Source organism: Pseudomonas sp. SDO5522_S412 (assembly GCF_054071215.1).
Window position 1 is genome coordinate 66,532 of sequence record NZ_JBSVWQ010000008.1, and the last position, 10,504, is coordinate 77,035.

The 10,504-nt window shown below is 61.9% G+C and carries 10 protein-coding genes; 6 read left to right on the forward strand and 4 right to left on the reverse strand.

Annotated elements, in window-relative coordinates:
• Positions 1-7: 7 nt before the first annotated feature.
• From ACW9I6_RS03880 to ACW9I6_RS03895, 4 genes are all read right to left on the reverse strand, one after another.
• On the reverse strand, positions 8-1,267 hold the full coding sequence (locus ACW9I6_RS03880; protein ID WP_457338917.1) for a D-mannose isomerase: 1,260 nt from the start codon (positions 1,265-1,267) through the stop codon (positions 8-10).
• 156 nt (positions 1,268-1,423) lie between these two features.
• Entirely contained in the window at positions 1,424-2,251 is an 828-nt protein-coding gene (locus ACW9I6_RS03885) for a hypothetical protein (RefSeq protein ID WP_003213005.1), read from the reverse strand.
• Positions 2,252-2,369: 118 nt separating this feature from the next.
• Positions 2,370-3,368, reverse strand: coding sequence for an NAD-dependent epimerase/dehydratase family protein (locus ACW9I6_RS03890; protein WP_003213003.1), 999 nt, complete (start codon positions 3,366-3,368; stop codon positions 2,370-2,372).
• A 52-nt stretch (positions 3,369-3,420) separates the two neighbouring features.
• Positions 3,421-4,314: a LysR family transcriptional regulator ArgP gene (locus tag ACW9I6_RS03895; protein WP_003213001.1), complete on the reverse strand. Its 894-nt coding sequence runs from the start codon at positions 4,312-4,314 to the stop codon at positions 3,421-3,423.
• A 98-nt stretch (positions 4,315-4,412) separates the two neighbouring features.
• Between ACW9I6_RS03895 and ACW9I6_RS03900 the strand changes: the two genes are divergently transcribed.
• The 6 genes from ACW9I6_RS03900 (at position 4,413) to ACW9I6_RS03925 (ending at position 10,372) form a co-directional block, all read left to right on the forward strand.
• Positions 4,413-4,814: an ACT domain-containing protein gene (locus tag ACW9I6_RS03900; RefSeq protein WP_003213000.1), complete on the forward strand. Its 402-nt coding sequence runs from the start codon at positions 4,413-4,415 to the stop codon at positions 4,812-4,814.
• A 5-nt stretch (positions 4,815-4,819) separates the two neighbouring features.
• On the forward strand, positions 4,820-5,422 hold the full coding sequence (locus ACW9I6_RS03905) for a LysE/ArgO family amino acid transporter (protein WP_003212999.1): 603 nt from the start codon (positions 4,820-4,822) through the stop codon (positions 5,420-5,422).
• Positions 5,423-5,597: 175 nt separating this feature from the next.
• Complete coding sequence (locus ACW9I6_RS03910) at positions 5,598-6,194, forward strand: superoxide dismutase (RefSeq protein ID WP_003212997.1); 597 nt, start codon at positions 5,598-5,600, stop codon at positions 6,192-6,194.
• Between the two features lie 158 nt (positions 6,195-6,352).
• The gene (locus ACW9I6_RS03915) at positions 6,353-6,550 is read left to right on the forward strand and encodes a hypothetical protein (protein ID WP_003212995.1); all 198 of its coding nucleotides are present in this window, start codon (positions 6,353-6,355) and stop codon (positions 6,548-6,550) included.
• A 270-nt stretch (positions 6,551-6,820) separates the two neighbouring features.
• Entirely contained in the window at positions 6,821-8,872 is a 2,052-nt protein-coding gene (locus ACW9I6_RS03920) for a putative bifunctional diguanylate cyclase/phosphodiesterase (RefSeq protein WP_003212994.1), read from the forward strand.
• 162 nt (positions 8,873-9,034) lie between these two features.
• A complete protein-coding gene (locus tag ACW9I6_RS03925) occupies positions 9,035-10,372 on the forward strand; it encodes an imelysin family protein (protein WP_003212990.1) in 1,338 nt (445 codons plus the stop codon).
• Positions 10,373-10,504 lie beyond the last annotated feature (132 nt).

Below are 10,504 nucleotides of genomic sequence, written 5' to 3' on the forward strand. Positions count from 1 at the left end.
CAAAATGTCACCATTTGGTGACATAGCGCCCGGTGGCCACGGCACTGGCCATGCTCGGTGACAAGGGTAGCCCCGGCAGCAAGACAGACTGCCAGGCGTGGTAGAGGTCCGGTTTGCCACCCCAGATTTTCGCGCTGGGCTGGTTTTTCGGGCTCAGTTCGTGGTGCCAGCTGCCGTGGGTGCGGTCAATGAAACGGGTTTCACAGAACTCCCAGAAGCGCCGGTACCAGGTTTCGTAATGCAACTCCCCCGTGCGTTTGAGCAGCGCCTGGGCAGCGGCACTGGCTTCGCAATGGGTCCAGTGCAGGCGCTCGCGCACCACGGGGCGCTGGCTCCAGTCGAGGGTGTAGACAATGCCGGGAGCGCCGTCGACGGCCCAGGCGTATTCACAGGCGCTGGCGAACAGGCCCTTGGCGTCGGTCACTAGCCACTCAGGGGTGACGAGCCCGGCATCCAGGCGCGCAGCCTCAAGGTGCAACACCAGTCGCGCCCATTCGAAGCCGTGGCCGGGGGTGATGCCGTAGGGACGAAAACCATCGGCCGGGTTGTCTTCGTTGTAACCACGCAGGGGTTGCCAATGGCTGTCGAAATGCTCGATCACCATGTCCCGGTTTTCTGCCGCATGGGTATGAATAATCCGCTCGACGATGCGCAGTGCCCGGTCCAGCCAGCGGGTTTCACCGGTGACATCGGCCAGGGCCAGGAAGGCTTCAGTGGCGTGCATGTTGCTGTTGGCGCCGCGATAGGCTTCTACCCCGCTCCAGTCCTGGGCGAAGGACTCGAGCATCGCGCCCTCCTCTTCGTTCCAGAAGTACTGGTCGATGATGTGGATCGCGTCGTTGAGCAAGGTTTGCGCGCCGGGAGCGCCGGCCACTACTGCGGAGCAGGCGGCCAGGGCGACAAAAGCGTGCAGGTAGGCGGCCTTGCCGGTGTTGCCGTCGCGGGCGTCGGGCGTGGCGAACCAACCGCCGTGCCGGGCATCGCGCAGCGGGCCGCTGAGGGCCACGACGCCGTGTTCCACCAGGTCGGCATAACCTGGCAGGCCCAGGCCATGGGCCATGGCAAAGCTGTGGGTCATACGGGCGGTGTTCATGGTTTCAGCGACGGCATCGGGCGGCAAAATACCGTGATCGTCGAGGTTGCCGAAGCCGTCAGGCAGCCTGGAAGCCTTGGCGAATGACAGCAGGCGCTGGCCTTCAGTGGCAAGCCAGGCGTGATGGGCAGGTGCGTTCAGCCAACTACTGGCAGGCAGTGGTTGCGTGGTCATGATTAGCCCTTTTTATTATGTGCGGGATGACGGGAGTCTAAACAAGGGCGGCGCGAGGGCAAGTAACGAAGGAGACGGGAAATGTCACCGATTGGTGACATTGATTGTGCCAGGGCCTGCAGGCGTCATGTGTAGTGACGCCTGCAGTACCTCACATCACTGCTGCCCGAGAGGGGTGATCCGGGCCGGCTGGTTGATCTGCTGCTGCAGGTTCTGCACCTGGCTTTGCAAGGCAGTGACGTTACGCGTGGTCTGGATGCGGAACACGTCGAACTCCTTGGTGGACGGACCGTCCGAAGCCGCGGCGCGGTTGTCCAGTTCGCTCTTGAGGACCACAAGGTCCTGCTCCAGGCGGGCGATGGCGGCCGTGGGGTTGCCCTGTTTTTTCAGGGCTGCAACGTCGGCGGAGAGGTCCTTGAACTCGGCGTCCCGGGACTTGAGGGTAGCCACCGCCTCCGTCAGCGCCTGGACCTGGCCCTGCAATTGCGCGTTGGCACTGGACAGTTGGGTCGTGCTGGCGGTCATCTGCTCCAGGCGCTTGTCCAGGTCCGTTGCCTGGCCGGCCACGCCCATCTGCTGCTTGCCCTGCTCCAGCAACTGGGTCTCCAGCTGCTTGATCTGCAGTTTCAGGGCCTCGCTGCCATTATTCACATTGGCTTCGCTGGCCACCACCTTGCCGGAAATATCCTGCAGGCGCCCCGCCGCTTCCTCGCTGATGCGCGCGAAGCTTTCCTGGGTCGCCACCAGTTGCTGGCCCATCAGGGAAATCTGCTGGAAGCTCCACCAGGCAAGGCCGGCGAAGGCGAACAGCAGCGCACCGACCAATGCCCACAGCGGCCCGGTACTGGCGCTCTTGACCTTGACAACCGGCGCAGGCCGGGAGCGCACGGAGGTAGCCGGCGTGGGCTCGAAATCATCGTCGTCCGAGGTGTCGGCCCGCAGGCTGGGAACGTTGTCGAAGTCGTCGTTAGCATCGTTACGCATGAATCAACCTTAAATCCTTTGAGGTGGCATATGGATAGCCAGGCGTCGGAGTATAAACCCCCGACCTGCCGCACTGATCGACCCGGGTTCGCAAATTCGGTTCCCGGTGTGTTGCCGGTTATTTAAGTCCCACGTCCTGGGCCTTCCACCAACTGCAGAACTCGTCGAGGGCCGCCCACAGGCTGACCTTGGGCTGGTAGTCGAGATAATGCCGTGCGCGGGTGATGTCGAGGGTGAAATCTTTGTTCATCACCTGCATGCCCAGCCGTGACAAAGACGGTTCCGGGCGCCCTGGCCACATGGCACAGAAAGCTTCATTGAGCGCCGCAACGCTGTAAGACAAGCCGTAGGACCGATAACGGGTGACCTGAGGCATGTCCATCTGTCGCATCACGTAGTTCACCACATCCCACACCGGCACCGGGGCACCGTTGCTGATGTTGTAGACCTTGCCCAACGCCGAGCCCGTCGCCAGCAAACTGCTGAGCAGGGCTTCATTGAGGTTGTGCACGCTGGTGAAATCGACCTTGTTCAGGCCATCGCCGACAATCGCCAGGCGGTTCTTGCGCTGCATCTTCAACAGGCGCGGGAAGATGCTCATGTCGCCGGCCCCCGTGACAAAGCGCGGGCGCAGGGCCAGCACTTCGAGGCCAAACTCTTGGGCGCCAAACACCTTTTGCTCCGCCAGGTATTTGGTGGCTGCATACGGATGCTTGAAACGCTTGGGCACTTGTTCTTCGGTCAAGCCCAGGTGGTCACGGCCGTCGAAGTAGATCGACGGCGAAGACAGGTGCACCAGGCGCCCGACCCGCTGCTTGAGGCAGGCCTCCACCACGTTTTCGGTAACCAGCACATTGCCCTGGTGGAAGTCCTGATAACGCCCCCACAGCCCCACGGCCCCGGCGCAATGCACCACGGCCTCGACGTCGCGGCACAGCTCGCGCACCAGGTCCGGATCATTCAAATCACCCTGGATAAACTCGGCGCCGCGCCGTACCAGGTGCTCCACACCTTCGGCCCGCCGCCCGTTGACCCGCACGTCCAGGCCCTGCTCCAGGGCGAAACGCGCAAAGCGCCCGCCAATGAAGCCGCTTGCGCCGGTGACCAGAATTTTCATGACTTACTCCGCATTCTTTCGTTTTTCATCGCTGTTGCCTTGACGCTGGCCATCACGCCAACGGCACCAACCATTGCCCCGTTGTGTGTGCCAGATGATCCGTCAGCAGGCCCAGCAATTGTCCACCACTGCGCCAATGATGCCAGTACAGCGGCACATCGATCGGCTTATCTGGCAATAACTCCACCAACACGCCCTTTTCCAGCTGGTCGCGCACCTGCAGTTCGGGCACCAGGCCCCAGCCCAATCCGGCTTCCGTCAGGCGAATAAAACCTTCGGACGAGGGGCATAGATGGTGTTCGAAACCACCGTCGACGCCCAGGGACGCCAGGTAGCGATGCTGCAGGAAATCATCCGGGCCGAACACCAGCGCCGGCGTGCGGGCCAGTTGATCGGCCCGCACGCCCTCGGGAAAGTGCCGGGCGACAAACGCCGGGCTGGCCAGCGCCCGATACCGCATCGCGCCGAGCAACAGGCTGCGGGCACCGGCCACCGGGCGTTCGCTGGCGCAAATACAGGCTGCCACTTCGCCGGCGCGCATGCGCTTGAGGCCGACGGTCTGGTCTTCTACCACCAGGTCCAACAGCAAATGCTGCTCGGCGCAGAAGTCGCTCACCGCCTCGGCCCACCACGTGGCCAGGCTGTCGGCATTCAAGGCGATGCGCAGGCGCTCGGGCATGCCCTCTTCATCCAGCGCGGGCACCTGGCTTTGCAGGTCGCGCTCCAGCAATCGTACCTGTTGCACGTGGTTGAGCAGGCGGCGGCCGATCTCGGTGGGCGTCGGCGGCGTGGCACGTACCAGCACCGGCTGGCCGATTCGCGCCTCCAACAGCTTGATGCGCTGGGAAATCGCCGATTGGGAAATTCCCAGTACCTGCGCGCCCCGCTCGAAGCCGGCCTGTTCCACCACCGCCGCCAGGGCGGAAAGCAATTTATAGTCGAACATCAGTTTTCCTAATGAGCGATCAGCAATATTGGTTTTTCTTATACAGCCTTGGACGGGAGAATAGCCAGCATCGCTTCTTCTTATTCAAGGACCTCCACATGGCTGGCGAAACCGCCCTGGCAACCCTGCTGCGCAGCATGAGCCCACAGCTCAATGACGGCGACTACGTGTTCTGCACCCTGGCCGACAGCCGAATCCCCGAAGGTTGCGAGGTGATCGGCAGCTTCCGCGAGCAGGAAGGCCTGACGTTGATCGTCGAGCGCCAGCAGGCCGAGCGGGCCGGACTGGCCTTCGACTATGTGGCTGCGTGGATCACCCTCAACGTGCATTCGGCCCTGGAAGCGGTCGGCCTGACCGCCGCGTTCGCCACGGCCCTGGGCCAGGCCGGGATCAGTTGCAACGTGATTGCCGGCTACTACCACGATCACCTGTTTGTCGGCCGCGCCGATGCCGAGCGCGCCATGACGGTGTTGCGGCAATTGGCGGCGGGCGCGGAGTAAATCCTATGTGGCAAAGCTATATGAACGGCCTGTTGGTGGCCTTTGGTTTGATCATGGCGATCGGCACCCAGAACGCGTTTGTGCTGGCGCAGAGCCTGCGGCGCGAACATCACCTGCCGGTGGCGGCACTGTGCGTGGTGTGCGACGCGATCCTGGTGGCCGCCGGCGTATTCGGCCTGGCCACCGTGCTGGCGCATAACCCGGTATTGCTGGCGATTGCCCGCTGGGGTGGCGCGGCGTTCCTGCTCTGGTACGGTACCCTCGCCCTGCGCCGGGCCTGCTCGAAGCAGAGCCTGGGCGAGGGCGAGAACCTCAAGGTACGCTCGTTGAAGGCGGTGATGCTCAGCGCCCTGGCGGTGACGTTGCTCAACCCCCACGTGTACCTGGACACCGTCTTGTTGATCGGCTCCCTCGGCGCCCAGCAAACCGAACCGGGCGCCTACGTGGCCGGGGCCGCCAGCGCTTCGTTCCTGTGGTTCATGACCCTGGCCCTGGGCGCCGCATGGCTGGCACCGTGGCTGGCGCGCCCCGCCACCTGGCGGATTCTGGACCTGCTGGTAGCCGCCATGATGTTCAGCGTGGCCTATCAATTAATCAGCGCAGCGTAGATATTCCAAAACACTCTGGAACCTCTATCCCACACAGTTGTTGCGTGGTTTTGCCGCACCCCCGGTGCTATGATCCAGCCCCTGCGCCGCAAAGAGTACAAACTCCCCGGCGCTTGTTTGGCCGCCCGTGATCGGCCTTGCGCTCACCGCAACTGACCTGATTAGGAGAATCATCATGGCTTTCGAATTGCCGCCGCTGCCCTACGCACACGATGCCCTGCAGCCGCACATTTCCAAGGAAACCTTGGAATACCACCACGACAAGCACCACAACACCTATGTCGTGAACCTGAACAACCTGGTGCCTGGCACCGAGTTCGAAGGCAAGACCCTGGAAGAAATCGTCAAGTCTTCTTCGGGCGGCATCTTCAACAACGCCGCTCAGGTCTGGAACCACACTTTCTACTGGAACTGCCTGGCGCCAAACGCTGGCGGCCAACCTACCGGCGCACTGGCTGAGGCGATCAACGCTGCCTTCGGTTCGTTCGACAAGTTCAAGGAAGAGTTCACCAAGACTTCCGTCGGCACCTTCGGTTCCGGTTGGGGCTGGCTGGTGAAAAAGGCTGACGGTTCCCTGGCCCTGGCCAGCACCATCGGCGCCGGCAACCCGCTGACCAGCGGCGACACCCCGCTGCTGACCTGCGACGTCTGGGAACACGCTTACTACATCGACTACCGCAACGTGCGTCCAAAGTATGTGGAAGCGTTCTGGAACCTGGTCAACTGGAAGTTCGTGGCTGAGCAGTTCGAAGGCAAGACCTTCACCGCTTAAGTACCGCTTGCAGTAGAAAGAGCCCGGCGATTGCCGGGCTTTTTTGTGGGCGATTACAAATGGAAAAATGCCAGGAAAACGCTGGAACTCATCAAAAGGATTTCGCCACGCAGCATGTAAGAGGAATGTCCCTCTGATTGACTGCAGGAGAACTTGATATGGATCTAGCATCTTTGATCGGCATGGCCCCTCAAGCACTTAACGTGTTCGATAACGTGACAGATAAGGGCCTGGACGTCCTGGACAAAAGCTTGGGCATCCTTGATAAGACCGTGGACATAGCTCGACAGGCCTTGGGGCAAATCGACCCTCAGGCGCAAGACCAGCCACAACCGCCGAAAATTTCGTTTACCTGATGGGCGCTGACGCTCGACGGTTTGTTTCGCTGGCCTGAAAAACCCGCGCTCGTCCTGAAAAGACAGTATAAGAAGTCGGCACGTACGATCCGCCGACTTCACTCCATGCCAGGCCTGCCTTTCCATTCCCCCTCCCAACGTCTTACCCCCGGACGCGCTCATCTAAACTGCAAAACCTGCCCTGGCCGCAATGTCCCTTTGACTGCCCTCACGGGATTGCCAATACTCATGGCATATTGAGGCTACCCGCATGGAACAAGGAATAACCCTTTGAAGCTGGAACTCAAAAACAGCTTGTCGGTGAAGTTGCTACGGGTGGTACTGCTTTCGGCATTGGCCGTGGGCGTGGTACTGAGCGCGGCGCAGATCGTCTTTGATGCGTACAAGACGCGCCAGGCCGTGGCCGGTGATGCCCAGCGCATCCTCGACATGTTTCGCGACCCGTCCACCCAGGCCGTCTACAGCCTGGACCGGGAGATGGGCATGCAGGTCATCGAAGGCCTGTTCCAGGATGATGCCGTGCGCATGGCCTCCATCGGCCACCCCAACGAAACCATGCTCGCGGAAAAAACCCGCGACCTGCAACAATCCCCGAGCCGCTGGCTGACCGACCTGATTCTGGGCCAGGAACGCACGTTCACCACACCGCTGGTGGGGCGCGGGCCTTACAGCGAGTACTACGGTGACCTGAGCATCACCCTCGACACCGCCACCTATGGCAAAGGGTTTCTTGTCAGTTCGGTGATCATTTTCATCTCCGGGGTGCTGCGGGCGCTGGCCATGGGGCTGGTGTTGTACCTGGTCTATCACTGGCTGCTGACCAAGCCGCTCTCGCGCATCATCGAGCACCTGAGTTCGATCAACCCCGACCGCCCCAGCGAGCACAAGATCCCGCAGCTCAAGGGCCACGAGAAAAACGAGCTGGGGCTCTGGATCAACACCGCCAACCAGTTGCTCGAATCCATCGAGCGCAATACGCACTTGCGCCATGAGGCGGAAAACAGCCTGCTGCGCATGGCCCAGTACGACTTCCTGACCGGCCTGCCGAACCGCCAGAAACTGCAGGAGCAACTGGACAAGATCCTGATCGACGCCGGCCGCCGGCAACGCCGGGTCGCGGTGTTGTGCGTGGGGCTGGATGACTTCAAAAGCGTCAACGAGCAGTTCACCTACCAGGCCGGCGACCAGTTGCTGCTGGCCCTGGCCGACCGCCTGCGCGCCCACAGCGGCCGCCTCGGCGCCCTCGCCCGCCTCGGCGGCGACCAGTTCGCCCTGGTGCAGGCCGATATCGAGCAGCCCTACGAAGCCGCCGAATTGGCACAAAGCATCCTCGACGACCTGGAAGCCGAATTCGCCCTCGATCACGAACAGATCCGCCTGCGTGCCACCATCGGCATCACCCTGTTCCCGGAAGACGGCGACAGCACCGAGAAGCTGCTGCAAAAAGCCGAACAGACCATGACCCTGGCCAAGAGCCGCTCGCGCAACCGCTACCAGTTCTATATCGCCAGCGTCGACAGCGAAATGCGCCGCCGCCGCGAGCTGGAAAAGGATCTGCGCGACGCCTTGAGCCGCGAGCAGTTTCACCTGGTGTACCAGCCGCAGATCAGCTATCTCGACCACCGTGTGGTGGGTGTCGAAGCGTTGATCCGCTGGCAGCACCCGGAGCACGGCCTGGTGCCGCCCGACCTGTTTATCCCCCTGGCCGAACAGAACGGCACCATCATTGCCATCGGCGAATGGGTACTGGACCAGGCCTGCCGGCAACTGCGGGAATGGCATGACCTGGGCTTCACCGAGCTGCGCATGGCGGTCAACCTGTCGACCGTACAGTTGCACCACGCCGAGCTGCCACGGGTGGTCAACAACCTGCTGCAAATCTACCGCTTGCCGCCGCGTAGCCTGGAGCTGGAAGTCACCGAGACCGGCCTGATGGAAGACATCAGCACCGCCGCCCAGCACCTGCTGAGCCTGCGCCGCTCCGGGGCACTGATTGCGATTGATGACTTCGGCACCGGCTATTCGTCCCTGAGCTATCTGAAAAGCCTGCCGCTGGACAAGATCAAGATCGACAAGAGCTTCGTCCAGGACCTGCTGGATGACGACGACGATGCGACCATCGTGCGGGCGATCATCCAGCTCGGCAAAAGCCTTGGCATGCAGGTGATCGCCGAGGGTGTGGAGACCGCCGAACAGGAGGCCTACATCATCTCCGAGGGTTGCCACGAGGGTCAGGGCTACCACTACAGCAAACCCTTGCCGGCACGGGAGTTGGTGGCCTACTTGAAGCAGGCCCAGCGCAATAACGCCGCCATCCTCTGAAGCGATGCCGGCCATCGGGGCCACGCGCACCGATGGCCGGCAAATCGATACTAAATATTTCCTGCTTATAACGCTTTACACAAAATGCAAATCTTTCGCATTATGTCGCAGTTTTGCGCGCCCCCCGCGTGCCCCATCAACAACCGAAGCAGGATGTTCGCCATGATTCGTATGCCCCTGGCCACCGCCAGCCTTCTCGCCATTGCCATTTCGCTCGCCGGTTGCGGTGAAGGCAAAGACAAGGCCGCCGCGCCTCAAGCCCCGGCCGCCGCCAGCACCACCGCCCCGGCGGCTGCCCCGGCAGGCCAGGTAGACGAGGCCGCCGCCAAGGCTGTGGTCGCGCATTACGCTGACATGGTGTTCGCGGTGTACAGCGATGCCGAGTCCACCGCGAAAACCCTGCAAACCGCGATCGACACTTTCCTTGCCAACCCGAACGACGACACCCTGAAAGCGGCCCGTACCGCCTGGATCGCCTCGCGCGTGCCGTACCTGCAGAGTGAAGTGTTCCGCTTCGGCAACACCATCATTGACGACTGGGAAGGCCAGGTGAACGCCTGGCCCCTGGACGAAGGCCTGATCGACTACGTCGACAAGACCTACGAACACGCCCTGGGCAACCCTGGCGCCACCGCCAACATCATCGCCAACAACGAGATTCAGGTCGGCGAAGACAAGGTCGATGTCAAAGACATCACCCCGGAAAAACTCGCCAGCCTGAATGAGCTGGGCGGTTCCGAAGCCAACGTAGCCACCGGCTACCACGCAATTGAATTCCTGCTCTGGGGCCAGGACCTGAACGGCACCGGCCCGGGCGCCGGCAACCGTCCAGCGTCGGACTACATGACCGGTGATGGCGCCACTGGCGGCCACAACGAGCGCCGCCGCACCTACCTGCGCGCCGTGACTCAACTGTTGGTCAGCGACCTGGAAGAAATGGTCGGCAACTGGAAGCCCAACGTCGAAGACAACTACCGCGCCACGCTGGAAGCAGAACCTGCGACCGATGGCCTGCGCAAGATGCTGTTCGGCATGGGTAGCCTGTCCCTGGGCGAGCTGGCCGGTGAGCGCATGAAGGTTTCCCTGGAAGCCAACTCGCCGGAAGACGAACAGGACTGCTTCAGCGACAACACCCACAACTCGCACTTCTACGACGCCAAGGGTATTCGTAACGTTTACCTGGGTGAGTACACCCGCACCGACGGTACCAAGATGACCGGCGCCAGCCTGTCCTCCCTGGTGGCCAAGGCCGACCCGGCGGCCGATGAAGCGTTGAAGGCTGACCTGGCCTCCACCGAAGCGAAGATCCAGGTGATGGTGGACCACGCCAACAACGGCGAACACTACGACCAGTTGATTGCTGCCGGTAACGACAAAGGCAACCAGATCGTACGTGACGCCATCGCCGCATTGGTGAAGCAGACCGGTTCGATCGAACAGGCTGCTGGCAAGCTGGGCATCAGTGACTTGAACCCGGATAACGCTGATCACGAGTTCTGATCAGTGCCGCGTTGAATGAGGCGACCTTCGGGTCGCCTTTTTTGTGCCTGCCCTCCAAGCTCCATCAACCAGCACAAATCTCCTGTGGGAGCGGGCTTGCTCGCGAAAGCGGTGGGTCAGCCAATGCATCCG